General features: G+C 70.2%; 24 protein-coding genes. 12 read left to right on the top strand and 12 right to left on the bottom strand.

Features of this window, described 5'->3' with window-relative positions:
- Positions 1-4 precede the first annotated feature (4 nt).
- The 5 genes from YIM_RS20540 to YIM_RS20520 all read right to left on the bottom strand — a co-directional run bounded on the left by YIM_RS20540 (position 5) and on the right by YIM_RS20520 (position 4,505).
- Positions 5-832, bottom strand: coding sequence for a carbohydrate ABC transporter permease (locus YIM_RS20540; protein WP_153031892.1), 828 nt, complete (start codon positions 830-832; stop codon positions 5-7).
- Positions 832-1,731, bottom strand: a complete 900-nt coding sequence (locus YIM_RS20535) for a carbohydrate ABC transporter permease (protein ID WP_153031891.1) — start codon at positions 1,729-1,731, stop codon at positions 832-834. Before YIM_RS20535 ends, YIM_RS20540 begins: the two co-directional genes overlap by 1 nt.
- On the bottom strand, positions 1,731-2,726 hold the full coding sequence (locus YIM_RS20530; protein ID WP_153031890.1) for a LacI family DNA-binding transcriptional regulator: 996 nt from the start codon (positions 2,724-2,726) through the stop codon (positions 1,731-1,733). The genes YIM_RS20535 and YIM_RS20530 overlap by 1 nt, the downstream gene beginning before the upstream one ends.
- A 135-nt stretch (positions 2,727-2,861) precedes the next feature.
- Entirely contained in the window at positions 2,862-3,869 is a 1,008-nt protein-coding gene (locus YIM_RS20525; protein WP_153031889.1) for a helix-turn-helix transcriptional regulator, read from the bottom strand.
- 96 nt (positions 3,870-3,965) lie between these two features.
- Positions 3,966-4,505 carry an isochorismatase family protein gene (locus YIM_RS20520; protein WP_153031888.1) on the bottom strand — a complete coding sequence of 180 codons (540 nt, stop codon included), beginning with the start codon at positions 4,503-4,505 and terminating at the stop codon, positions 3,966-3,968.
- Between the two features lie 103 nt (positions 4,506-4,608).
- On the opposite strand from YIM_RS20520, the gene YIM_RS20515 reads away from it, so the two are divergent.
- On the top strand, positions 4,609-6,045 hold the full coding sequence (locus tag YIM_RS20515; protein WP_153031887.1) for an Nramp family divalent metal transporter: 1,437 nt from the start codon (positions 4,609-4,611) through the stop codon (positions 6,043-6,045).
- Positions 6,046-6,063: 18 nt separating this feature from the next.
- On the opposite strand, the gene YIM_RS20510 is transcribed toward YIM_RS20515, so the two are convergent.
- Positions 6,064-7,158 (bottom strand): M20 family metallopeptidase, encoded by a 1,095-nt coding sequence (locus tag YIM_RS20510; protein ID WP_153037122.1) that lies wholly within the window; start codon positions 7,156-7,158, stop codon positions 6,064-6,066.
- A gap of 56 nt (positions 7,159-7,214) precedes the next feature.
- Positions 7,215-8,759, bottom strand: a complete 1,545-nt coding sequence (locus tag YIM_RS20505; protein WP_153031886.1) for an AbgT family transporter — start codon at positions 8,757-8,759, stop codon at positions 7,215-7,217.
- A gap of 128 nt (positions 8,760-8,887) precedes the next feature.
- Here YIM_RS20505 and YIM_RS20500 point away from each other — a divergent pair, with 128 nt between their 5' ends.
- The 4 genes from YIM_RS20500 to YIM_RS20485 are packed head-to-tail and all read left to right on the top strand — an operon-like array spanning position 8,888 to position 11,106.
- Positions 8,888-9,865: an Lrp/AsnC family transcriptional regulator gene (locus tag YIM_RS20500; protein WP_153031885.1), complete on the top strand. Its 978-nt coding sequence runs from the start codon at positions 8,888-8,890 to the stop codon at positions 9,863-9,865.
- A 40-nt stretch (positions 9,866-9,905) separates the two neighbouring features.
- Positions 9,906-10,226, top strand: a complete 321-nt coding sequence (locus YIM_RS20495) for a multidrug efflux SMR transporter (protein WP_153031884.1) — start codon at positions 9,906-9,908, stop codon at positions 10,224-10,226.
- Positions 10,223-10,552, top strand: a complete 330-nt coding sequence (locus tag YIM_RS20490) for a multidrug efflux SMR transporter (RefSeq protein WP_153031883.1) — start codon at positions 10,223-10,225, stop codon at positions 10,550-10,552. Before YIM_RS20495 ends, YIM_RS20490 begins: the two co-directional genes overlap by 4 nt.
- Positions 10,549-11,106 carry a TetR/AcrR family transcriptional regulator gene (locus tag YIM_RS20485; RefSeq protein WP_153031882.1) on the top strand — a complete coding sequence of 186 codons (558 nt, stop codon included), beginning with the start codon at positions 10,549-10,551 and terminating at the stop codon, positions 11,104-11,106. The genes YIM_RS20490 and YIM_RS20485 overlap by 4 nt, the downstream gene beginning before the upstream one ends.
- Here the strand turns inward: YIM_RS20485 and YIM_RS20480 are convergent.
- The gene (locus YIM_RS20480; protein ID WP_153031881.1) at positions 11,069-12,028 is read right to left on the bottom strand and encodes an SDR family NAD(P)-dependent oxidoreductase; all 960 of its coding nucleotides are present in this window, start codon (positions 12,026-12,028) and stop codon (positions 11,069-11,071) included. The genes YIM_RS20485 and YIM_RS20480 overlap by 38 nt on opposite strands.
- A gap of 57 nt (positions 12,029-12,085) precedes the next feature.
- Here YIM_RS20480 and YIM_RS20475 point away from each other — a divergent pair, with 57 nt between their 5' ends.
- From YIM_RS20475 to YIM_RS20460, 4 genes are read left to right on the top strand one after another with little or no spacing between them, the layout of a single operon-like run.
- Positions 12,086-12,502, top strand: a complete 417-nt coding sequence (locus tag YIM_RS20475) for a MerR family transcriptional regulator (protein ID WP_255463002.1) — start codon at positions 12,086-12,088, stop codon at positions 12,500-12,502.
- 38 nt (positions 12,503-12,540) lie between these two features.
- Entirely contained in the window at positions 12,541-12,882 is a 342-nt protein-coding gene (locus YIM_RS20470; protein ID WP_153031880.1) for a helix-turn-helix transcriptional regulator, read from the top strand.
- A 4-nt stretch (positions 12,883-12,886) separates the two neighbouring features.
- Entirely contained in the window at positions 12,887-13,363 is a 477-nt protein-coding gene (locus YIM_RS20465) for an SRPBCC family protein (RefSeq protein WP_153031879.1), read from the top strand.
- Complete coding sequence (locus YIM_RS20460; protein ID WP_153031878.1) at positions 13,363-13,983, top strand: dihydrofolate reductase family protein; 621 nt, start codon at positions 13,363-13,365, stop codon at positions 13,981-13,983. Before YIM_RS20465 ends, YIM_RS20460 begins: the two co-directional genes overlap by 1 nt.
- 111 nt (positions 13,984-14,094) lie before the next feature.
- On the opposite strand, the gene YIM_RS20455 is transcribed toward YIM_RS20460, so the two are convergent.
- From YIM_RS20455 to YIM_RS20440, 4 genes are read right to left on the bottom strand one after another with little or no spacing between them, the layout of a single operon-like run.
- Positions 14,095-14,985 (bottom strand): hypothetical protein, encoded by an 891-nt coding sequence (locus tag YIM_RS20455; protein WP_153031877.1) that lies wholly within the window; start codon positions 14,983-14,985, stop codon positions 14,095-14,097.
- Between the two features lie 57 nt (positions 14,986-15,042).
- Positions 15,043-16,338 carry an MFS transporter gene (locus YIM_RS20450; RefSeq protein WP_153031876.1) on the bottom strand — a complete coding sequence of 432 codons (1,296 nt, stop codon included), beginning with the start codon at positions 16,336-16,338 and terminating at the stop codon, positions 15,043-15,045.
- Positions 16,335-19,517 (bottom strand): non-ribosomal peptide synthetase, encoded by a 3,183-nt coding sequence (locus YIM_RS20445; RefSeq protein ID WP_153031875.1) that lies wholly within the window; start codon positions 19,515-19,517, stop codon positions 16,335-16,337. Before YIM_RS20445 ends, YIM_RS20450 begins: the two co-directional genes overlap by 4 nt.
- Positions 19,518-19,526: 9 nt before the next feature.
- The gene (locus tag YIM_RS20440) at positions 19,527-20,447 is read right to left on the bottom strand and encodes a LysR family transcriptional regulator (RefSeq protein WP_153031874.1); all 921 of its coding nucleotides are present in this window, start codon (positions 20,445-20,447) and stop codon (positions 19,527-19,529) included.
- A 456-nt stretch (positions 20,448-20,903) separates the two neighbouring features.
- Between YIM_RS20440 and YIM_RS20435 the strand changes: the two genes are divergently transcribed.
- The 3 genes from YIM_RS20435 to YIM_RS20425 are packed head-to-tail and all read left to right on the top strand — an operon-like array spanning position 20,904 to position 24,408.
- On the top strand, positions 20,904-21,752 hold the full coding sequence (locus YIM_RS20435; RefSeq protein WP_153031873.1) for a GNAT family N-acetyltransferase: 849 nt from the start codon (positions 20,904-20,906) through the stop codon (positions 21,750-21,752).
- Entirely contained in the window at positions 21,746-23,224 is a 1,479-nt protein-coding gene (locus YIM_RS20430) for a class I adenylate-forming enzyme family protein (protein ID WP_153031872.1), read from the top strand. Before YIM_RS20435 ends, YIM_RS20430 begins: the two co-directional genes overlap by 7 nt.
- Positions 23,221-24,408 carry an aldehyde dehydrogenase family protein gene (locus YIM_RS20425; RefSeq protein ID WP_153031871.1) on the top strand — a complete coding sequence of 396 codons (1,188 nt, stop codon included), beginning with the start codon at positions 23,221-23,223 and terminating at the stop codon, positions 24,406-24,408. Before YIM_RS20430 ends, YIM_RS20425 begins: the two co-directional genes overlap by 4 nt.
- Positions 24,409-24,423: the final 15 nt, after the last annotated feature.

Raw genomic sequence — 24,423 nt, 5'->3', positions numbered from 1 at the left:
GACGTCATCCCTTCACCGCCCCGGCCATCAGCCCACCGGTGAGGCGGCGGCGCAGCAGGGTGAAGAAGACGATGCTGGGGATCGCGGCGAGCACCGCGCCCGCGGCCAGCGGCCCGAGCGCGACCTTGCCCTCACCGCCGATGAACATGTTCAGCGTGATCGGCAGCGTGTAGTTCTCCGGCGACTGCAACAGCACCAGCGCGAAGAAGAACTCGTTCCACGAGGAGACGAAGCTGAACATCGCCGTGGCCACCACTCCTGGCGCCAGCAACGGGAAGACGATGGTGCGCAGCACCCGCAGCCTGCTCGCGCCGTCCACCGCGCCGGCTTCCTCGAGTTCCACCGGGATCGCCGAGACGTAGCCCTGCAGCATCCACAGCGCGAACGGCAGCGTGTAGGTGGTGTGCACCAGGGTGAGCCCGGCCAGGCTGTCGGTCAGCCCCAGCGTCCGCAGGATGAGGAACAGCGGCAGGATGATCAGCACCACCGGGAACACCTGGCTGACCAGGATCCAGCCGATGCCAGCCATCCGCACCTTGCCCTTGAGCCGGGCCAGCACGTACGACGCGGGCAGCGCGATCAGGATGACCAGCACGGTGGAGGCCAGCGCCACCACCAGGCTGTTGGCCGACGAGCGGATCAGGCCCTGCCGGTCGAGCGCCTCCGGGTAGTTCTGCCAGTGCCACTGCTCCGGCAGCAGGCTCACGGTCAGCGAGTTCAGCTCGCCCGACGACTTCACCGACGCGGAAATGAGCCACAGCAACGGGAAGCCGAGGAACAGGATGTAGCAGGCCAGCGCCAGGTACTGGGCGGGCCGGACCAGTGCGCGCATCACCGTCCCCTTTCCGCGCGGTCGTCGCGGAACTGCGCCCGCAGGTAGACGGCCAGGATGAGGACGATCAGCACCACCAGCACCACGCCCATCGCCGCGGCCTGGCCGATCTCGCGGTTCTTGAACGCTTCGAGATAGACAAAGAGCACCGGCACCATCGTCTTGCCGCCCGGCCCGCCCGCGGTGAGCACGTAGACCAGCGAGAACGAGTTGAAGTTCCAGATGAAGTTCAGCGAGGTGATCGAGGTGACGATCGGCCGCAGGCTCGGCCAGGTCACCGCGGTGAACCGGCGCCAGGCACCGGCCCCGTCCACGGCGGCGGCTTCGTGCAGTTCGGCCGGGATCTGCTGCAGCCCGGCCAGCAGGGTCACCGTGGTCTGCGGCATGCCGACCCACACGCCGACCACGATCACCGCGGGCAGGGCGGTGGCGAAGTCACCGAGCCAGTTGATGTCGTCGGGCAGGCCGAACCCGCCGAGAAAGGCGTTGAGCGGGCCACCGTTGGCCGAGTAGATCATCTGCCACATGATCGCCACGACGACCGGCGGCATCGCCCACGGCACCAGCGCGAGCACCCGGGTCAGTCCTTCGAGCTTGAGCCCGGAGTTCAGCAACAGCGCCAATCCCATCGACGCCGCCAGCTGGAGCACGGTGACGCCGACCGTCCAAATCAGACCGATGCGCAGCGAGTCCCAGAACAGATCGTTGCCGACCAGCGTGCCGAAGTTGTCCAGCCCGGTGAAGCCGAAGTCCGGATTGCGCACCAGCCTGGCGTCGGTGAACGCCAGCGCCACCCCGATCACCAGCGGCGCCACGCTGAGCACCAGGATCGGAACCAGCGACGGCATCACCAGCGCCGCGGCCTCCCGGCGGCGGGCCCGTGCCATGGTCGCCGCCATCACGCACCACCGCCCGTGGACTCGCGCACCACCAGCTCCGGGCTGACCGCGATCTGCCGCACCGCGCTCTCCGGGTCGTCGGCGAGTTCCAGCATCAGCCGGGCCGCGGCACGCCCGCGCTCGGTCGAGCCGAGGGACACGCTGGTGAGGCTGGGCAGGAACACGCGCCCGATCTCGGTGTCGTCCATGCCGGTCACCGCGACGTCTTCGGGAACCGACAGGCCGCGCTCGCGCACGGCGCGGATCACGCCGATCGCGAGCAGGTCGTTGGCCGCCACCACGGCGTCGAGGTCGGCACGGGAGAGCAGCCGCCGCGCCGCTTCGAGCCCGGCGGCGACGGTGAAGTCGGCCGCCACCTCGACCTCGGTGCGGTCGGCGGAAGCCGCCGCGTCGAAGCCCCGCTGGCGCGCCGCGCCCGGGGTGGTGTCGAGCGGGCCGTTGAGGAAGCCGATGCGGCGGCGGCCGATCTTGTGCAGATGCCGGACCGCCTCGCCGATCCCGCCGGCCGAATCGGTGGACACCGAGCTGATCCCGTGGTCGTCCAGCGCGCGGCCGATCACCACCACCGGCACCGGCGCCTCCTGGATCTCGCGGACCAGCCGGTCGTCGGTGCGCAGGGGGCTGACGATCAGCCCGTCCACCACTCCGCTGCCCAGGCTGCCCACCAGCTCGGCTGTCGAAGTGGCGGTATCCCCTGTGGACATCACCACCACGCGATAACCGCGCGGTGCCAGTACTTCGTGGATCGCGCGCATCATCTCGACGTAGACCGGGTTGCCGATGTCGGCCACCGCGAAGGCGATCTGGAAGGTCTTCTTCATCCGCAGGGACCGGCCGATGGCGTCGGGGCTGTAGCCGAGTTCGGCCGCCGCGGCCCGGACGCGCTCGACCATCGCCGGGCTCGCGCCGGTGCCGTGCAGCGCGCGGGAGGTCGAGGCCAGTGAGACCCCGGCACGCTGGGCCACCTGGATCAGCGTGGCGCGGGTTGACGTCATCGTCGCTCCACCTCGGGAAGATCTTCGGTCTGGAAACGTTTCCAACCCGTCGCGCGGGCTACTGGAAACGTTTCCAGTGCGGGAGTACCGGAATACTTGCACCCAGATGGCGGTAAGTCAACAAGCCCGCGAGCGCTACGCGGAGAGCCCGGCCACCAGTTCGTCACGGCCGGTGACGCCGGTCTTGCGGTAGATCGCCTTGAAGTGGTCGTGGACGGTGTGCGAGGACAGCTCCAGCCTGCGCGCGATGTGCTTGGCGCCGAACCCGCGCAGGGCCAGCTCGATCACCGACCGCTCGCTCGGGGTGACGCCGTACCAGCCGCAGACCGCCGGGAGCAGCAGGTGCGTCGGCGCGGCCTGCACGGTGACCGCGACGCTGCCGTCCGGGCCGTCGCCCAGCGGTTCCGCACTCATCGCCACCCAGCCCGCCCGCGTCGGCAACCGGCTCAGCGCCGGCCCGCCCGGCCGCCGCGCCAGCAGCGTGATGTTGAGCAGCGTGTTGGACTGCTCGGCTTCGGTGAGCGAGAAGTCTTCGGTGAGCACGCCCAGCCAGCCGCGACCGGCCGCGGTGGCGTCGGCGATCCTGTTGTGGCGGTCGAGAATGACCACTCCTGGCGGCAGGGAACTGGTGCCCGCGCGCAACGGCTTCGCCGAGACGTACCGGCGCATCGCCGCCGTGAGGTGCCCGGCGAGGCGCTCCGCGTGGACCGCGTCGGCGGCCGAGAACGGCCTGCTCCCCCGCTCGCGCAGGAGGACCAGCCAGCCGCTGGCCACGCCGCGGTGGCGCAGGGCGAGCCGCAGTTCCCCGCCGAACCCCTCGCCGCGCATGTTCTCGTGAAGGTGGGCGTGACGGCTTTCGTCGGTGAACCCCGAGCCGACCACCTCGACCCGCCGCGGCCCGGTGAACAGCCGGGAGATCATCTGCTCGCGGTTGTCCTCGACCTCCAGCCGATGCCGCAGATCCGGGCTGTAGCAGTGCCGCCGGTCGATCAGGCAACCGGCGCCGGTCACCGGATCCAGGCCGACGAGGATGTGCCCGTCGTGCGGCACCAGCAGGCCGATCCGGTGCGAGAGCGCACTTCCCAGCTCCCGCGCCGTCAAGGCCTCCCCCGCCGCCGGAACCACGTCACCGACCAGGCTCATCCCCGCATCATCCCGCCGGCACGGCACCACCGGGCCGTTTCCGGCCTCGACCACCCTGGCGAGTGAAGATCAGCTGTACCACGGCGTGTTCGCCGGTCACCAGACGATGTCGGCGGCGGCGCGCAGGCTCAGCTCACCACCTGGATGCCGGGCCTCGGCAAGGAGCCGATTGTGCCGCGCGATGATCTGCTCGGCGGACAGGCCCACAGCGGGATCACCCTCGGCGACCGGGGCGTGCCCGTCGCGAACGAGTACGACGTCGAGGCCGTGGCTCAGCGCGGACCGCGCGGTCGCGTCGACGCAGTAGTCCGTGGCGATGCCGGTCAGCACGATGGTGTCCACGTCCCGTTCGGCCAGCAGGGCCGCCAGGTGCGTGCCGTAGAAGGCGTCGGTCGCGGTTTTCTGGATCACCACGTCACCGGGCTCGAGGCCCAGGCGCGAACTGAGCCGCGTCCCCGGGTCTTCCGGGTCGAACTCGGTGCCGCTCGGCCCGATCTGCTGCAACGCGATCACCGGCACCTGGTGCCGCCGCGCCTCGCGCGCCAGCCCGGCGATCCGGCCGGCCAGTTCTTCGCCCCGCCAGACGAGCGGGACCAGCATCTCCTGCACATCCACGATCACCAGTGCGGCGTTCATACCGGCGCAGCCTATCGCCGGTGAACTCGTCACCCGATCGGGTGGGTTTCCGGGTACCATCCCCCTCCAAGATCTCCTTGGTTGGCGCGAAGGGATCACCACGATGACGAGGCAGCACAACGACGTGACCACCTCGGCCACCGGCCGGTTCCCGGTCAGCAGGCATCTGCCGCCCCCGGAACTGCGGCCGTTGCCGGAACCACCGGCCTCGACCTGGCGGATCATCGGCCCCGGCGTGATCGCCGCCGGGGTCGGGCTGGCCTCGGGCGAGTTCATCCTGTTCCCCTACATCGCCTCCCAGGTCGGCCTGGTTTTCGTCTGGGCGGCGCTGATCGGGCTGGCCACGCAGTTCTTCCTGAACATGGAGATCGAGCGGTACACCCTCGCCACCGGCGAAACCGCGCTCACCGGCTTCAGCCGCTACTGGCGGCACTGGGGCCTGGTCTTCGCGATCCTGACCATGCTGGCGAACCTGTGGCCCGGCTGGGCGACCAGTTCGGCGACCATGATCACCTACCTCTGGGGCGGTGACGTGCAGTGGATCTCGGTCGGCCTGCTGCTCGCCATCGGGCTTATCCTCACCCTCGCACCGGTGGTCTACGTGGCGCTGGAACGCGCCGAAATGCTGAAGGTGGCGGCGGTGCTGGTGCTGCTGGCCGTCGGCGCGGTGGTCGCGATCACCGCGCAGGCGTGGGCGGACGTGCCGAAGATCGTCACCGAGGCGAGCGTGCCGATCGATCTCGGGCTGGCGTTCCTGATGGGCGCGCTGGCCTTCGCCGGCGCCGGTGGCGGGCAGAACCTGGTGCAGAGCAACTGGATCCGCGACAAGGGCTTCGGCATGGGGAAGTACGTGCCGCGCATCAAGAGCCCGGTCACCGGCAAGCCGGAGGCCGCGCCGAGCACCGGGTTCATCTTCGAGCCCACCGACGAGCACCTCAAGCGGTGGCGCTCGTGGTGGCGGTTCGCCAACCGCGAGCAGCTCTACACCTTCGTGCTGATCACGTTCCTGTCCATCATGTTCACCTCGCTGCTGGCGTACTCCACCGTGTACGGCAGGCCGGGGCTGCCGAACAACATCGGCTTCCTCAAGATCGAGGGCGAGGTGCTCAAGGAGACCGTCGGCGCCTGGTTCGGCACGCTGTTCTGGGTGGTCGGCGCGTTCGCCCTGTTCGCCGCGGCGCTGGGCATCGTGGACTACTCCAGCAGGCTGACCGCGGACGTGATCAAGACGGCGTACGCCAAGAACGTCAAGGAGAGCACGCTCTACTTCGCCGTGGTGTGGGTGCTCGTGCTGGCGGGCTCGGTGATCGTGCTGGCCGGGTTCGCGCAGCCGCTGATCCTGCTGGTCATCTCCGCCTGCGTGGGCGGGCTGATGATGTTCATCTACTCGGGACTGCTGATCGTGCTGAACCGGCGAGTGCTGCCCAAGCCGATCCGCATCCGGAACGGGCGGATGGCCGTGCTGGGCTGGTCGGTCGCGCTGTTCGGCGTGCTGAGCGTGCTCACCATCATCGAGCAGGCGGGCAAGCTCTTCGGCTGACCCGCCTGCCCGGCGGGGTCACGCGAGGGCGGCGATCAGACCGATGGTCAACGCGGTGCGCTGCGGAATGTGTTCCACCACAACGTGTTCGTGGCGTGCGTGGGCGCCGCCGCCGACCGCGCCCATGCCGTCGAGCACGGGACGTCCCAGTGCCGAGACGAAGTTGCCGTCGCTGGCCCCGCCCACCGCGGCGTCCTCCAGCGTCCAGCCCTGTTCGGCGGCCACTTCCCGCGCCCGAGCGAAAAGCTCGGCCGACGGCGGGTTCGCGGTCATCGGCGGGCGGTTCCACTCGCCGTCGACCGAGACCGTCACGCGTGGGTCGGAAACCTCGAGCCCGGCGAAAACCGCGTCGATCCGGTCCATTTCGGACGGTTCGGCGACACGCACGTCGACGCCGCAGGTGGCCAGGCCCGCGGTGACGTTGCGGCCGGTGCCGCCGTTGATGGTGCCGACGTTGACCGTGGTCCCGTGCTCACGCGAACCGGCCGCCGCCACCTGGGTGACCACCTCGGCGAGCGCGTGCACCGCGCTCGCGCCCTTGTACGGGTCCAGCCCGGCGTGCGCCTCGACGCCGGTGACGGTCACGTCGAACAGGCCGACGCCCTTGCGCGCGGTCTTCAGCTTGCCGTCCACCGCGGCCTCGAAGACCAGGTTCGCCAGCGTACCCTCGCTCGCCGCTTCGATCAGCGGCCGCGAGAACGGGCTGCCGATCTCCTCGTCCCCGTTGAACAGGAACTTGACCGACGGGTGCGGCAGGCCGAGTTCACGCAGCCCGCGCAGCGCCCACACCGACTGCACCAGGCCGAGCTTCATGTCGAACGCGCCCGGTCCGCTGACCCGGCCGTCGGCCTCGGTGAACGGCCAGCCTTCGAGCGTGCCGGTGGGCCACACGGTGTCGTAGTGGCACAGCAGCAGGACTTCCCCGTCGGCGGTGCCCCGGTAGGTCAGCTCCAGCACGTCGCCCTGGATCTCGCCGCGGTGCCGGACTTCCCGGTCCGGTTCGCCGAGCCGGTCGGCGGCCCACGCCCGGATCGCGTCGAGCCCGGCGTCCAGCGCGGCCTTGTCGTAGCTGTGGGTTTCCAGCTCGACGATCATCCGGAGGTCGTCGAGCATGCCGGGCAGGGCTCGCTGGGACCAGTCGGCGGTGGGTGACACGGGGGACTTCCTTTCTATCGGACGGGCGCGCCGGGGCCGAGCGGGATGCCGAAGCCCCAGAACACGAAGAACAGCAGGGTCCAGACCACGAGCAGGGTCAGCGAAAGCGGGATCGTCATCGACAGCAGCGTGCCGATGCCCGCCTGCTTGCGGTACCGCTGCAGGAAGCCCAGTGCCATCACGAAGTACGGGCTCATCGGCGTGATGGCGTTGGTGCAGGAGTCGGCGATGCGGTAGAGCGCCTGCGTGGTCTCCGGCGGGATGTCCAGCAGCATCAGCATCGGCACGAACACCGGGCCGACCAGTGCCCACTGCGCCGAACCGCTGGTCACCACCAGGTTGATCACGGTCACCACGACCAGGATGCCCAGCAGGATCACCGGTCCGGAGACCCCGCCCGCCTTGAGCAGTTCGGCGCCGTGGATCGCGGTGATCTCCCCGATGCCGGTCCACTTGAAGTAGGCCAGGAACTGCGAGATCGCGAAGAACAGCACCAGGATCGGCGCCATTTCCCGGAAACCGTGTGCCATGAAACCGGGGATGTCCCGGCTGCTGGTCACCGTGCCGGCCACCTTGCCGTACGCCCAGCCCGCGGCCAGGAAGCCCAGCGCGAGAAAGATCGCGACCGAGGTGAGCAGCGGCGACTGCACGATGCTGCCGCCCTCACCGCGCAACGGCGACGAACCGGGCAGCAGCGCGGCCACCAGCGCGACCGCGAAGACGACCAGCGCGATGAGCGCGGCACGCAGCCCGCGCCGTTCCTGCGCGCTCAGCTTCAGCGAGCCGAGGTCGTCCTGCTCGGCGTCCTCGTCCACAGGCATCGATTCCGCTCGCCGCGCCAGTACCTTCTCGGTGATCACGGTGATCACCGCGGCCAGCACGAACGACGACGCCAGGGAGAAGAAGTAGTTGGCCAGCGGGGTCACCACGTACGACGGGTCGATGGTGTGCGCGGCCGCGGTGGTCAGCCCGGAGAGAATGGCGTCGGACGGGGTGATCAGCGGACTGGCGTCGTAACCGGCCGAAATGGACACGAAGGCGACCACGATGCCGAGGATCGGGCTCCGGCCGACCGCCCGGAAAGCCATGGCGCCCAACGGGATCAGCACCACGTACGCGGCGTCGGAGGCCACGTGCGAGACCATGCCGGTGAACGCCAGCGCGAAGGTCACCCAGCGCGGCGACACCTTCGACACCCCGGAGCGCAGCACCGCGGCGAGCAGGCCGGAGCGCTCGGCCACCGCCACGCCGAGCATGACCACCAGGATCGTGCCCAGCGGCGGGAACGAGGTGTAGTTCTTCACCACGTCCTCGACCATCGTGCGCACGCCGTCGACGGAGAGCAGGTTCTTCGCCTCGACCGTCTTGCCGGTCGCCGGGTTCACCGCCGACGCGCCCGCCGCGGACAGGCCCCAGCTGGCCAGCGCCAGCACCCCGCTCAGGATGACAAAAAGCCAGAACGGATGAGGCAACTTGTTGCCGAGGCGCTCGACGCCGTCGAGTGCGCGCAACAGCAGGTTCAGCACTCGGGACGCCGGCTTGGCTTGGCTGGTGCTCATCGGCCTGACTCCTTCCCCGGTTTGCGGTGCCCCATTACAAAGGCACGTGGCTGAATATTGCAAGTTCCAAGCACGAGTCGCATGATTCAGTCAAAGGAACCGGCCATCTTGCGTGATACAGTCGCGCGGTGCTGAACGAGGCCGATCTCGACCTGGTCGCCGCGCTCCAGGTCGCGCCGCGCGCGTCCGCCGCCGTGCTGGCCGAAGCGCTCGACATGTCCGCCAGCACGGTGGGCCGCAGGCTCGCCCGCCTGGCCGAACAGCGCATCCTGCGGGTGATCGGCCAGGTCGAGTGGTCGGCACGGGCCGAGGGCAATCCGCGTCACGTCTGGGTCACCACCCAGCCGGGCGCCGCGGGCCGGGTGGCGCACGCGCTGGCGCAGCTGCCCGAGGCGCAGCTCGTCGCGGAAACCTCCGGGCGCTCCGACGTCTACCTGGCCGCGCACCTGCGTGACCGCGCGCAGGCCCGCGAGCTGCTGACCGAGCGCATCCCCGGCGTGCCGGGCGTGGCGGGCACGCATTCGGAACTGGTCCTGCGCGCGCTGACCAGGGCCGACTCGTGGCGCCTGCACCGGCTCTCCGAAGCCCAGGTCGACCACCTCGCGCGCGCGGAGGAACCGGTCGGCACGGCGAGCACCACCGGACTGAAGGTGAGCGAGGACGAGCGCCGCATACTCGGCCTGCTCCAGGGGGACGGGCGGATCACCGCGGCGGAGGCGGGCCGCGTGCTCGGCCTGAGCCAGTCGACCACCTACCGGCTGATCCAGTCGATCCTGCGGCGCGGCATCGTCCGGCCACGCGTGGAGGTCGAGCCCGCGCTGCTGGGTTACGGCTTGGAGGCCGTCATCGCGCTGACCATCTCCCCCGGCGCCATCCAGCCGGTGGCCGAGGAACTGGCCAGGCACCCGTCGGCCCGGTACGTCTCGATCGTGGCGGGCACCACCTCGGTCATCCACCAGGGCGTCTTCCGCAACGAGGACGAGATGGCCGACTTCCTCACCCGGGACCTGGCTCCCCTGCCCGGGATTTCCGGCCTCCAGGTGTCGGTGGTGCTGCGCATGCTGCGCCGGTACTGGATCCACCGGGAGGATGGCCGCCTCACCTGAGCATTTGTGTACAGTCGTCCACATATTCGGGAGGTGAGGTGTGGCGTACCTGCTGCTCGCCGCGGCCGTGTTGTGCGGGGTGACCGGCACGGTGCTGGCCAAACTGTCCGACGGGTTCCGCCGGTGGCGGCCCTCGCTTGGCTCGCTCACCGCCTACGCCGGCGCGACCTTCCTGCTGTCGCGGCTGGTGCAGTTGCTGCCCGTCGGCGTGGTCTACGCGGTGTGGAGCGGGATCGCCGCGATCGCCCTGCTGGTGATCGACCGGCTCTTCTTCGGTGAGCGGCTGCGGTGGCGCCACGGTGCCGGGGTGGCGCTGGTGGTCGGCGGGATCGTGCTGATCAACAGCGGGCCCGTGCGGTGACCAGGGCGTGGCTCCTGCTCACCGTCACGGTGCTCGCCGAGGTCGCGGCCACCTTGCTGCTCAAGGCTTCCGACGGGTTCAGCCACTGGTGGCCCTCGCTCGGCGCGGTCGCCGGATACCTGACCGCGGTCGTCGTGCTGGCGCGGGTGCTCACCACGCTGCCCGCCAGCCTCGCCTACATCGTCTGGACCGGCGCGGGCTCCGCGCTGGTGGTGCTCGCCGGTGCCGTGCTCTACGACCAGGTGCTCACGCCGCCGGTGCTCGCCGGGATCGTGCTCGTGGTCTGCGGTGTCATCGTGCTCAACCTCGGGCGGGGCACGTCATGACCCCGCGCGCGAAGCGGGGTCCCGGCGACCCGGGCCGCCGGGACCGGATCGTCGCCGCGGCGCTGGCCGTGGTCACCCGGGACGGGATCGCCGCGCTCAGCTATCGCGCCGTGGCCCGCGAAGCCGCCGTACCGCTGGGCTCGACCACCTACTACTTCCCGCAGTTGGACGACCTGCTCGCGGCCACGGTCGAACGGGCCGCCGCCGACGGCCTGCGTGATCTCGAAGCCTGGAGCGACACCGTGACCAGCCGCGACGAGCTGGTGCCGCGGCTCGCGGGCCTGATCCACCGGCAGAGCACCACCGGCCGCGCCCGCACGGTCGTCGCCTACGAGCTGTACTCGCTGGGCCTGCGCATCCCGCGCTACCGGGAGCTGAGCACCCCGTGGATCGGCCACCTGCGGACCGTGCTGTCCCGCCACTGCGACCCGGCGACGGCGGACGCGCTGACCGCCGCCGCCGACGGGCTCCAGCTCCAGTCGCTCCTGCGGCCGGAGCCGTTCACCGAAGAACAGCTCATCGAGGTGCTGCGGCGAACGCATCAACCCCGGTGAGCCGCGCCGAAAGCGCCCAGAGCCTGGCCGCCTCGCCGGGATCGACGGCGTGCTCGCGGACTCCGGCGACCATGTCCGCGCGCGCGGTGGGCTCGGCGATGTCGCAGTCCTCGGCGTAGAGCCCGCCCAAACCGTCCAATTGGGACGATGTCGCGGCCCAGACCTGAGTGGCCGCGCCCTGTTCCGGGGTCTTGAACTCCGGGTCCGCGAGTTCGCCGTGCTCGTCGACCCAGCCGCGCTCGACCATTTCCGCGCGCGTGAGGTGGCGCAGCAACGGGGTCAGGATCGCGCCGGGGTGCACCGAGAACGCGCGCACGCCTTGTTCCCGGCCGAGCGCGTCGAGGTGCACGGCGAACAGGGCGTTCGCCGTTTTCGCCTGCGCGTAGGCGAGCCAGCGGTCGTAGCCGCGTTCGAAGTGGACGTCGTCCCAGCGCATCCCGGAGAGCTGGTGCCCGGCCGAGGACACCGCGACCACGCGCGCGCCCGGCCGGATCGACGGCCACAACCGGTTGACCAGCGCGTGGTGCCCGAGGTGGTTGACCGCGAAATGCGCCTCCCAGCCCGGCCCCACCCGCGTTTCCGGGCAGGCCATGATCCCGGCGCCGCCGATGAAGATGTCGATGCCGCGTCCCGAGGCGAGGAACCGGTCCGCGAACCGCCGGACACTGGCGAGGTCACCGAGGTCCAGTTCGCCGACCTCCGCGATCCCCGCGACCGCTTCGCCGGCTTCGGCCGGGCGGCGGGCCGGTACGACGACGTGGGCCCCGGCTGCGGCCAGTGCCCGCGTGGTTTCCAGGCCCAGTCCCGAATATCCGCCGGTGACGATGGCGAGCCGACCGCTCAGGTCGATTCCACTGAGGACTTCCCGCGCGGTGCTGCGGTGGCCGAACCCCGACCCGATCTTGTGCTGCGCTGTGCTCATGACGGCGGAAACTAGGGGCTAGACCGAGGTCTAGGTCAACGGCGTAACGTGGCCTTCGTGTCGGAGACCACAGTGGAACTGAGCATTGGTCAAGTCGCCGAGCGCACCGGGATGAGCGTGCACGCGCTGCGCCTGTACGAGCGCGAAGGCCTGCTCGCCGCGCCCGTGCGGCGTGATTCCGGCGGCAGGCGCGTCTACACCGAAAACGACGTGACCTGGCTGCTCAACTGCACGAAGTTCCGCGCGTCGGGCATGCCGCTGGCCACCATCCGCCACTTCGCCGAACTGGTCCGGCGGGGACCGGGCACCGAACCCGAGCGGCTCGAACTGCTGCGGGCGCACCAGGAACAGGTGATCGCCAAGATCGCCGAACTCAACGACTGCCTCGGCGTGATCACGCACAAGGTCCGGGTGTACGAGCAGCACGTGGCCGAAGGCACCGCGGACGGCCTGTGGCAGGGCCGGAGCTCCTAGCCACTTGACGCATTCCGATATGGGAATATGATTCCGGCATGGCACGAGCAGCGACCACGTCGGACGTCTTCAACGCGATCGCCGAGCCGCAGCGCCGGGAGATCCTGGTGCTGCTGCGCGCCGGCGAGCGGCCGGTGACCGAGTTGGCCGGGGAGCTGGGGATGAGCCAGCCTCGCGCGTCCAAGCACCTGCGGGTGCTCCGGGAAGTCGGGCTGGTGCGCGATCGCCGGGCGGGCAAACAGCGCCTGTACGGCCTCGACGCACGCGGGCTGCGGTCGGTCCACGAGTGGACCGGCGGGTTCGAGCGGTTCTGGGACGAGAGCTTCGACCGGCTGGACGCGTACGTGCAGGACCTGAAGCAGGCAAAGCAGGAGGAGTAGCCGCATGAGCACAACAGCCGACCGCGAGGTCGTGCTCTCCCGGATCATCGACGCCCCCAGAGAGCTGGTGTTCGAGGCGTTCACCGAGGTCCGGCACCTGTCGCGGTGGTGGGGGCCGGAAGGGTTCACCACCACCACGCGGTCCTTCGAATTCCGCGTCGGCGGGGTGTGGGACTTCGTGCTGCACGGACCGGACGGGACCGACTATCCCGAGTGGATCACCTGGACCGAGATCGTTCCGCCGGAGCGGATCGCGATGCTGCACGGCGAATCCCGCGACGACCCGAACGCCTTCGAGTCGGTACTGACCTTCGAGCCCGCCGGTGCGGCGACCCGGATCGAGATGCACACGGTGTTCCCCACCAGGGAACTGCGGGACGAGGCGATCGAGAAGTACCACGCGATCGAGGCCGGCGAGCAGACCCTGGGCAATCTGGCCGCCTACCTCACCGAACTCGTCCGGCAGGGGGCGGAAGGCTGATGGCGGGCAAGGTGTTCTTCAGCGTCTCGATGTCGCTGGACGGGTACATCGCTCCCGAGTCCACTGAGGACTTGATGGGGCCGCAGTGGCGGGAACTGCAGCAGTGGGTCTTCCCGCAGCGGTTCTTCCGGGAGAACCTTAAGTTCGGCGAGGGCGGTGAAGAAGGGCGCGACAACGACATCCTGCGGGAGACCTTCGAGCGCACCGGCGCGAGCGTGATGGGCAAGCGCATGTTCGACGCCGGCGAGCACGCGTGGCCCGACGAGGCGCCGTTCCACACGCCGGTCTTCGTTGTGACGCACGAGAAGCGCGACCCGTGGGAGCGGCCCGGCGGGACCACGTTCCACTTCGTGAACGACGGCATCGAGTCCGCACTCGGCCGGGCCCGCGAAGCCGCCGGCGACCGGGACGTCCGCATCGCGGGCGGCGGCGCGACGATCCTGGAGTACGTGAACGCCGGCCTGATCGACGAGTTCTCCCTCGCTCTGTCGCCCGTGTTGTTCGGCACCGGGATCCGCCTGTTCGAGGGCGTGGACGCGGCCCGCGTGGCACTGGAGCCGGTCCGCGCGGAGCCCTCCCCTCGGGTAACGCACCTGACCTACGCCGTCAGGGCGCGGTAGTGGGTGTTTGAAAGTGGTTTGCGTGGCGGTGCGGGTAGTGGAACCTCAGGCGTCGGTGCCGGTTGACGGCCCACAGGAAGCGGCTCCGCCGCTTATAAAGCACTGCCAAGGTCAGAGCGACTCGAGCATGTCCAGGAACTCGGGCGAGAAGTCGGTGACCAGGTTGTCGCCGATGACGCCGGTGCCCTCGTCGCCGAGGTAGGCCACGGGCACGAAGTACCCGGCTTCCGGGCTCCACCAGTACACCTGCCTGCTGACCGGAGCGGGCCCGGACCGCTGGGACGCGTCGTACTCCTCGGCCGCGACCTCGGCGATCTCGCGCATCGCGGTCCGGGCCGCGGTGGCGTCGTGCAGTACGTGGAAGAGCATCGTGCCGTGGTTCGGCATGGCGACCAGCGTGCCGTAGGGGCAGTCGGGTTCCCCGGTCACCGCCTCCACCACGTACGGCATGACCAGCACCGTCGAGGCCACGTAGTCGTTGCCCTGGAACAGGTGTACCTCACCGGAGGTGGCGTACCGGTCGGGCAGCTGACCGCACAGGTTCTGCATCCCGGCCTGGGCGAGGCGGTCGAAGTCGTGCCGCCGGACCTGCTCGTCGTTGAGGATGGCGATGCGGTCGGGGTGGTCGAGCGCGAGCACCAGCAGCAGCCCGGGCGCGATCTCGGGGGCGTAGTTCCACCATTCGACCGGGCTGCCCTCGATCGGCCGCACCCGCGCGTAGATCCGGTCGAGCAGCTCGTCGGTGGGCCCGTCGAGTTCCGGGCTGCCGCCGGTGACCGCCTTGAGCATGCGCTCGAGGCGGTCGTCGACCAGGTCCGCCCACTCGCTCATCGGCGCGCCCTCGACGGCGTCGAAGACCGGCGCGAACGAGAGTTCCAGCTCCTCGGGCTCGAGCACCTCCACGTGGTCGTCGTGGAGCACCACCCGCATGCCGCTGAACACGGGGCTGCGCCGGATCAGGTTGCGCAGCCGGTCGATCTGGGTCGTCGTCAGGGTTTCCACCCGGGGCAGGCTACAAGATCAACTCCCCGGGTTCGGCGGTTTCGCGAAATCCGGTACTCAGTCCTCCGGCGGCGTCGTCGGCATGGTGCGGAGCCTGCCGACCGGGGAAAGCATCAGCGGGATCAGCATGACCACCGACAGCACGCTGAGGAACCACAGTGCCGTCCGCAGGTCCCACCAGGTGGCGATCGCGCCGGCCACCGGGCCGCCGATGGCGCCGCCGCCGAACAGGGCCATGCGCATGGCCGCGCTCATCCGGCCCATCAGCGAGTTCGGCGTCAGGTTCTGCCTCAGCGACTGGACCAGCACGTTCGAGATGCCGAGTCCGATCGAGACCAGCAGGAACGAGCCGACGAAGAACACGATGGCGGCGGTCCGCGCGGACGGGGCCAGCGGGATGAGCACCGGCGCGACGAAGATCAGCGACAACGCGAGCCGGTAGGCGCCTCCCACCGGCACCCGCTTGAGCAGCGGCGGCGCGGCGATCGAGCCGATGATGCCGCCGATCGCGGCCAGCGAGAAGATCACGCCCAGCAGCACCGCGCTGATCGCCCGGTCCCGCACCGCGTAGACGATGAACATCGCCGAGACACCGGTGATGGAGAAGTTCACGAACACCCCGACCACCGCGATGGCCCGCAGGTGCCGGTGGCCGAACACGAACCGCAGTCCCTCGACCAGTTCGCGCCACAGGTGCCGCCCGGCCGCCGGTGGCTCCACCCTCGGTTCCTTCGCCTTGATCATCAGCAGCGCGACCAGCGAGGCCAGGTACGAGATGGCGTCGATGAGCATCGCGAACGGCGCGGTGAACACGCTCACCAGCACCCCGGCCACGCTGGGCCCGGCGGCGTCCGAAGAGGACGCGGTGATGCCGAGCTTGGCGTTGGCCTCCACCATCAGCCGCCGGTCCTTGATCAGCACCGGCAGGTACGCCATCCAGCTCAGGTCGAAGAACACCGACGCCACGCCGATCAGGAAGGCGATCACGAACAACGGCCCGATGTCCAGCATCCCGGCCCACGCCAGCGCGGGCACCAGTCCGATCAGGACCATCCGGACCGCGTTCGACGCCACCATCACCGGCTTGCGCCGCATCCGGTCGACCAGCGCGCCGAACAGCATCGCGAACGCCAGGAACGGCGCCAGTTGCAGGAACCGCAGCCAGCCGATCTCCTCGGCCGTCGCGTCGAACACGTAGATCGCGGTCAGCGGCAGCGCCAGCATGCTGATCTGGCTGCCGTAGAGCGAGATGGTCTCCCCGGTCCAGAACTTCAGGAAGTCCGCGTTGTGCCACAGGGATTTGACCGGCGCTTCGCCGGTTTCCGGCACGGCCTCGGGTGGTGAGTCGGTCATGGCTGGATCGGTCCCCTCTCTCCGGCTTTCGCCGCGACGAGTTCGTCCACGGCGATCGCGATCTGGGTCAGCGGCATCCCGCCGTAGAGCAGGCGGAGGTTTCCCCTGATGCCGAAGGTCTTGTTGATCCGGCTGACCGCGCGCATGGCCTGCAGCGAGTTGCCACCGAGATCGAAGAAGTTCGTGTCCACGCCGACCTGTTCGACCCCGAGCACCACGGCGAAGATGTCGGCGACCGCCTTCTCGGTGGCGGTGCCCGGCTCCGTGCCGGAGAAGGGGTCGGCGGCGAAATCCGGCGCGGGCAGTGACTTGCGGTCGAGCTTGCGCGCGGCGGTCAGCGGGAACCCGGCCAGCGGCACCCACGCGGTGGGCACCATGTGCTCGGGCAGCCGGTCGGCGAGGTGCCGGCGCAGCTCGCCCGGTTCCGGGTCGCCGGTGTAGTAACCGACGAGGCGGGCCTCCCCGCGTGGATCGGTGCGCAGCAGCACCGCGGCCATCCGCACCCGCGGGTGCGTCAGCAGTGCCGCCTCGATCTCCCCGAGTTCGACGCGCAGGCCGCGCAGCTTCACCTGGTTGTCGGCACGGCCGAGGAACTCCAGCTGCCAGTTTTCGTTCCAGCGCACCAGATCCCCGCTGCGGTAGACGAGACCCTGTTCGCGGAACGGGTCCGGCACGAACACCCGCGCGGTCAGCTCCGGCTGGTTCAGGTATCCCCGCGCCAGTCCCTCACCGCCGATCAGCAACTCCCCCGGCACCCCGCGTGGCACCAGCTCCCCGGCCGGATCGACGACGTAGAGCAGCCGGTTGGGCTCCGGCACGCCGATCGGCGGCTCCGTCCGCCAGGTGACGTGCTCGCACACGTACTCGGTGCAGGCCACCGCCGCCTCGGTCGGGCCGTAGAGGTTCACGAACCGCCTGCCCGGCAGGTTCCACTTGTTCACCAGCTCGGCGGGCAGCCGGTCCGCGCCGTTCATCACGTATCGCAGATCGGGGTACGGTCCGGCGTCCAGCAGCGAAAGCATCGCCGGGGCCAGCCCGGCGTAGGTGACGCGTTCCTCGCTGATCAGCTCGACGAGCGCTTCCGGCGACAGTCCTTCCTGGTAGGACACCAGGACCAGGGTGGCGCCGACGGTCAGCCCGGCCCAGATCTCGCCCTGCGACATGTCGAAGGTGATCGCCGGGAGCTGGAGCATGCGGTCACCGGGCGCGAAACCGAAGGTCCGGTGATAGCCCTGGAGAAAGCAGGAAAGCGCGCGGTGCTCGATCAGCACGCCCTTCGGCTGCCCGGTCGAGCCGGAGGTGTAGAGCACGTAGGCCAGCGCACCGGGTGAGACGGGCACCTCGGCGGCCGCGGCCGGCGGGAAACCGGTGTCCAGCGTGAGCACCTGCCAGCCGGACGGCGGCGGAAGGCCGGGCAGGAACTCGGTCCGGGTGATCAGCAACGGCGCCGCGGTGTCACGCAGCATGAAAGCCAGCCGGTGCGGCGGGTGGCGCGGGTCGAGCATGGTGAACGCGGCACCGGCCCACCACACCGCCAGCATCGCGACCAGCACCTCCAGCGAACGGTCCAGCGCGATGGCCACGATCTGTCCCTGACCGACTCCGTTCGAGCGCAAATGCCCGGCCAGCGCGCGGGCCCGCCGGTCGAGTTCGCCGTAGCTCAGTTCCACGCCTTCGCAGATCGCGGCGACCGCGTCCGGGTTCTCCGCGGCGACCCGGGAAACGACCATGTGCACTGGATCGGTCCACGGCTCGACCTCCGGTCCACGACCGGCCGCGAGCACTTCTTCCCGTTCCCGCGCCGAAAGCAGCGGGATCCGCGACACCGGCAGCGACGGATCGGCCAGCACCGCGCCGAGCGCGTGCCGCAGGTGCCGCAGCAGCGCCTCGATCCGCCACCGGTCGAACAAGTCGCTCGAATAGGACAGCTGGGCCCGCAGTCCACCGCCCACGGCGAAGAAGTTCAGGTTCAGGTCGAACATCGGCCGCGTGGCACCGTCGTCGAGCCAGTCCACCGCCAGTCCCGGCAGCGCGGCGGCGGTGGCCGAGTTCCCCGCGTCGAGCACCTGCACGGCCACGCCGAACAGCGGGTTGCGCCCCGGCTCGCGCACCGGCTTGACCCGGTCCACCACCATTTCGAATGGAGCGTCCTGATTGTCCAGCAGGTCGAGCACGGCGTCGGCGACCCTGTCGGCCAGCTCGCCGAACGACGGGTCACCGGACAGGTCGGCACGCAGCACCACCATGTTGGCGAACAACCCGACCACGTCCTCGAAATCCGGATCGGTGCGGCCGTGCATCGGGACCCCGATCGGGATGTCGAGCACCCCGGTGTACCGCGCGAGCACCACGGCCAGTGCGGTGGCGAGCACGGTGAACCGCGAAAGTTCGCGCCGCGCGCAGAATTCGCCGAGTGCGGCCACGAGCGCCGGATCCAGGTCGACGGTGACGGTGCCGCCCGAAGCGGTGGGTTCGGCAGGGCGCGGCCGGTCTGCGGGCAGTTCCAGCACCGGAAGACCGCTCAGTCGCCGCTCCCAGAACGCCAGCTGCCCGGCGAGCCGGCCACGCTGGAGATCTTCGCGCTGCCGGGCGACAAAATCGCGGTACCGCGGATGCGGCTCCGGCAGGTCCGGCGCGGTCCCGGCCAGCAGCGCGCCGTACAACTCCGCCAGTTCGGCGTTGAGCACCCGGCCGGACCAGCCGTCGGTGACCAGGTGGTGGCAGTCGATGCCCAGCGCGTGGTCGTCCTCGGCCAGTCGCACCACCAGGAATCGGGTCAGCGGCCCGGTTTCCAGGTCGAACGGTGCCGCGGCGGCGCGGGCGAGTTCGGCCGCCACGATCGCATCCCGCTCCCCCGGCGGCAGGCCGGTGCGGTCGAGCACGGTCACCGCCGCCTCCCCCGGCTCGGTGATCAGCTGGTACGGCGCGCCGTCCTCGGCGTGGAAGGTGGCGCGCAGGCTCTCGTGCCGCCCGACCAGCCGGGTGAGCGCGCGCCGGAGCACGCCCAGGTCGAGCGGGCCGGTGAGGCGGAAACCGTGGTGCACGTGGTAGGTGGTGGTACCGGGCGAGAGCTGGTGCAGGAACCACAACTGCAGTTGCGCGAACGAAAGCGGCAGCCGTGGCCGCGAAACCCGGGTACTGGCCGGGCTGATCGCGGCGCCGGTGGTACTGCCCTCCATGGATTCCCCTCACTGTCCTGGAAGCGCTGCGGCCCCTCGTCCCTCCGAAATGGACGGTCGTGCGCTCTCGCGCAGGCACAGCACGAAGCCGACGGTCGCGGCGGAATTGTCCGCGACCGAATGCACCACCTCGATCCGGCGGCAGGCCGGTCCGGTCACCGGCACCGCCACCAGCCCCGGCGGTGGTTCCACCGCCGCGGGCACCAGCGTCACGCCCACCCCGTTCGACACCAGTTCCCGCGCGGTGTCCCGATCCTCCGCACGCGCGGCCACGCGCGGAGAGAACCCGGCGGTCGCGCAGGACCGTTGCAGGTGGCTGAACTCGTCCCCGGTCTCCGGGCCGGTGATCCACCACTCGTCCCGGAGCCCGGCGAAGGTCACCGACGGCCGGGCCGCCACCGGGTGCCCGACGGGCACCAGCACGCCCAGCGGTTCGTCGGCCAGCGGCCAGGTCGCCACCTGGCCCGGCCAGGTGCGCGGCACCAGGTGGTACCGGCACACCAGCGCGACGTCGAGCGAACCGGCGGCTATTTCGTCCACCAGCACGGTGGATTCCCGCACGGTCATCGACAGTGAGAGCGGCACACCGCTCTCGGCGAGCCGGCGCAGGGCCGGTCGGGCGTAGCGGAGCGCGTCCGCGCAGACACCGATCCGCAGCTGCGTGACCCCGCCACCGGCATCCTCCGACTGGTCCAGGTTGGCCAGCATGTCGAGCAACGGCGTTGCCCGCTCCGCCAGTCTGATCGCCGCCGAAGTCGGCACCACCCCCCTTCTGTCCCTGGTGAACAGCGGCCGGTCGATCGCCCGCTCCAGCCTGCTCATCTGCTGGGAGACCGCCGACGGCGAATAACCCAGCAGGCGCGCGGCATCGGCGAACGAGCCGAGTTCGACGACTGCCCCCAACGTGCGGAGCCACACCGGGTTCAACACGTCGCGAGAATATGTCGCACCGGCCGGAAATGATAGGGCGCACAGCCATTCTTATGTACATTCTCGGTAAAGAAGAAAACTTAGCCCAGCTAGGAAACACGCCGCCATCAACACGGCACAGACCGTGGTTTCGACCCAGTGGAACAAAGCGTTCGGCGGTCAAGATCACTCCTGATCAGGCCAAGATCTGCAATTCCGCGACAACCTGTCCACCCAGCGAAAACACCGCTAATCGGGCAACGACCACCGGTGACGAATACTTAACGACCCATCAGAAATTGCGTTCGGCGAGGCCGGGTTAAAACATTGACATCGCGGTCGGCCGCCCTGCTAGATTGCCAGACCACAGGTTGCCTGGCAGGCAGCCAACAGGGGCAGCCGGAATGCAGGTGGGGGCAAGGCGTTCGGCGCCGATCCGGTTAGCGCGAAGTGCAGTACGAGGGGAATCCGGCGGCTATGACGAATACTGGTTTTCTGACGTCCCCGACCCTGTCGGCGGGCGGTACCACAACGATTCGGCGACTCGAAGACGTCGACGAGTACCGGCAGTGCGAGAAACTGCAGGAGCGGATCTGGGGCCCGGCCGACATCGGCGGGAACCGGGTGGTGGCCATGCTGACCGCGCAGGAGAACGGCGGTCACGTGTTCGGTGCGTTCGCCGAAAACGGTGAACTGGCCGGCTTCGCCTACTCCTTCGCCGGGCTCGGGCCCGACCGCGGGCTCCGGCTGTGCTCGATCATGATCGCGGTCGACGAGCGCTATCGGAACCAGGGCATCGGCTACCGGCTCAAGCAGGCGCAGCGTCACGACGGCCTGGCCAGGGGCATCGAGGTGATCACCTGGACCTTCGATCCGCTGCAGCGGGTGAACGCGGCGCTGAACATCCGGCGCCTCGGCGGGATCGCGCGGTCCTACCGAGTCAATCTCTACGGCACCTTCGACGGGCTCAACGCGGGCCTGGAAACCGACCGGCTGCTGGTGGAGTGGTGGCTGCGGCGCCATCCGAAGCCGCCGCACTGGAGCACTCCGCGCCTGGCCGTGCCGGTGAGCCAGGTCGTCGCCGACGAGCGCAGCGGGCTGCCCAGGATCGCCGCGATCGACACCGACGTGGACAGCGACGACCTGTTCCTGCCGGTTCCGCCCAGCCTGGCCGAACTCAAGCGCGGTGACCTGGCGCTGGCCCAGGACTGGCGCGCCCGCACCAGGGAACTGTTCCTCACCTACCTCGGCCGCGGTTACGTGATCGTCGACTTCCTCACCACCGGGACGTGGCCCGGCTACGTGCTGAGGCGGCCGCCATGCTGACCGTTCCCGCACTGCTCGCCGCCACCGCGCGGCGCTTCCCGGATCGCCCTTTCCTCGTGGTGGCAACGGATTCCGGTCGCGAGGCGACCACGTACGGACAGGCGTGGCAACGCGTCGGCGCTCTGGTGGCGGCGCTGTCGGCGCGGGGCGTCCGGCCGGGTTCGCGGGTGGTCGTGGTGCTGCCCAACCAGCCCGAGCTGGTCCACCTCTGGTTCGCCGTGCTGACGATCGGGGCGACGCTGGTACCGCTGGATCCCCGGCTCACCGACCTGGAGCTGTCCGCGCTGATCACCCACGCCGATCCGGCACTGGTGGTCCTGCCCGCCGACCGTTCACCCGGCATCGAGCGGCCGTCGGTCCACATCGGACAACTGAGGAGCACGGAGGACGCCGGGCCACCGGCGCTGCCCGAAGCGGACCCGGCGGTCCCGGCCGTGGTGCTGTACACCTCCGGTTCCACCGGGCGTCCCAAGGGCTGCCTGCTCTCCCACGCCGGCTTCGTCACCCCGGCCGGGCACATGGCCGAACGCCTGCGACTGACCGAAAAGGATGTCCTGCTGCACGTGCTGCCGTTGCACCACATGGCCGGCCTGTCCTTCCTGACCACCGCGGTGGCGGTCGGCGCGAGCGTGGCACTGGTCCCCCGGTTCAGCGGCAGCAGGTTCTGGGCGCAGGCCGAAGCCACCGGCGCCACGGTGTTCCGGCACCTCGGCGAGATGCTCGCCGTGTTGTGCGCCCACCCGAAGTCGGCGGTCGAACGGAACCACCGGCTGCGGCTGGCCTACGGCGCGGGCGCGACCACCGCGGTGGCCGCGCACTTCACCGGCCGCTTCGGCGTGCCGACGCTGGAGGGCTACGGCATGTCCGAGACGAACACCGTGCTCTGCGGCACCGTCGGCGAGTCGATGCCGGGCACGCTCGGGAAACCGTTGCCGCACATCAGGTTCCGTATCATGGGCCCGCACGGTGAAGTGCGCGGCCGTGGTGTCGGCGAGTTGCAGGTCGCGCCCAATCCCGCGATGTTCGGCGGCTATCTCGGCGCGCCGGAACTGACCGCGGCCGCCTTCGACGACGGCTGGTACCGCACCGGCGACCTGATCGCCAGGGGCGCGGACGGCGAGCTGCGCTTCGTCCGCCGGATCACCGACTCGATCCGGCGGCGCGGCGAGAACATCGACCCGGCCGAGATCGAGCAGGTCGCCGAGTCCTTCCCCGGGGTGCGCCGGGCGGCGGCGGTCGGGGTGCCCGCCGAGGTCGGCGGGGTGGACATCATGCTCTACCTGGAGCCCGTGCCCGGCCAGTCGGTGTCGGCGGCCGCGGTGCTGACCCTGTGCATCGAGCGCCTGGCCACCTTCAAGCTCCCCCGCTACCTGGAACTGGTGGACCGGCTGCCGCTGACCGCCACGCAGAAGATCGACAAGGTCGCGCTGCGGCGGTTCTCCGCGGCCCGGTTCGGGGAGGTGGCCCGATGACCGGGCCGGCGGCGGTGCGGGAACTGCACCGGTCGGTGGTCGCCAATGCGGCCGAGCTGGAGGAGATCGCGCTGGCGGCGCTCGAAGTCCCGCGCCGGGTCGTCCGGGCGGACATCGAACTCGCCGCGCGCAGGCTGGCCGCGTTCGGCGACCTCGCCCCGGCGCTGGCCGGCCGCGAGCCGCTGGGCACGGTGGCGCTCGCTCTGCCGGGCAACGCGATCCTGAGCAACCCGGTCGCCGCGGCCGGTTCCGCGTACCTGGCGGGAAACCGCGTGCGGCTGCGATTCCCCCGGCGGCGCAAGGAATGGGCCGACGTCGTGGTGGAACTGCTGCGGGAGGCATTCGGCACGGCCATCGAACCGCACGACGAACCAGGTTCGCGGTTCCTCGGCGGTGCGTTCGCCGATCCGGACGTCGGCGCGCTGCTGGTGTTCGGCTCGGACGACTGGATGCTGCCCCACGAGGAGGCGGCGCGGCTCAGCGGCACGAAGGTGCTCTTCGAAGGGCCCGGCAAGGACCCGTTCCTGGTGCTGCGCGGGGCGAACCTCGCGGCCGCCGCCGGGGCGGTGGCCGCGGCGGGTACCTACAACTCGGGGCGGGCGTGCACCGCACCGGAACGCATCTACGTCGACGAGCGCCTGCACGACCGGTTCGTCGAGGAACTCACCGACGCCGCCGCCGCGTTGCCGGTGGGCGCCGCGGACGACGAGAAGACCTGGATCGGCCCACTGTCCACAACGGACGACGTACGGGTGCGAGGCCAGATCGCGCAGGCCGTGGCCGGTGGCGCGCGCATCCACCTCGGCGGCACCGCGGCCGAGCCGACCGTGCTGAGCGGGGTCCGCCAGGACATGGACGTGGTGCGCGCGGAGACCTTCGGACCGGTGCTGCCGGTGGTCTCGGTGACCGGCGCCGCGCAGGCGGTGGCCTTCGCCGAGGACTCGCCGTACGGGCTCAGCGCCACCGTCTACGGCGGACCGGACTGGGTGCCCGCCCGGCTGGCCCGCAGCCACGGCGCGGTGCATCGCGGCGAAACCTGGCTCGACCACCGCGACCGGAACCCGCTCGCCCCCTACGGCGGACGGCGCCGATCCGGATGGGTGTGGGAATGGCGCGACAACCGCTTCACGCGATGGGACGGCCCGCGGTCGACCGTGACCGAGCTGTCCAGACCTGGGACCTAATCAGAACAACGAGGG

It is taken from the genome of Amycolatopsis sp. YIM 10, from assembly GCF_009429145.1.
Taxonomy (GTDB): Bacteria; Actinomycetota; Actinomycetes; order Mycobacteriales; family Pseudonocardiaceae; genus Amycolatopsis.
This window is presented reverse-complemented; position numbering and strand designations above follow the sequence as displayed.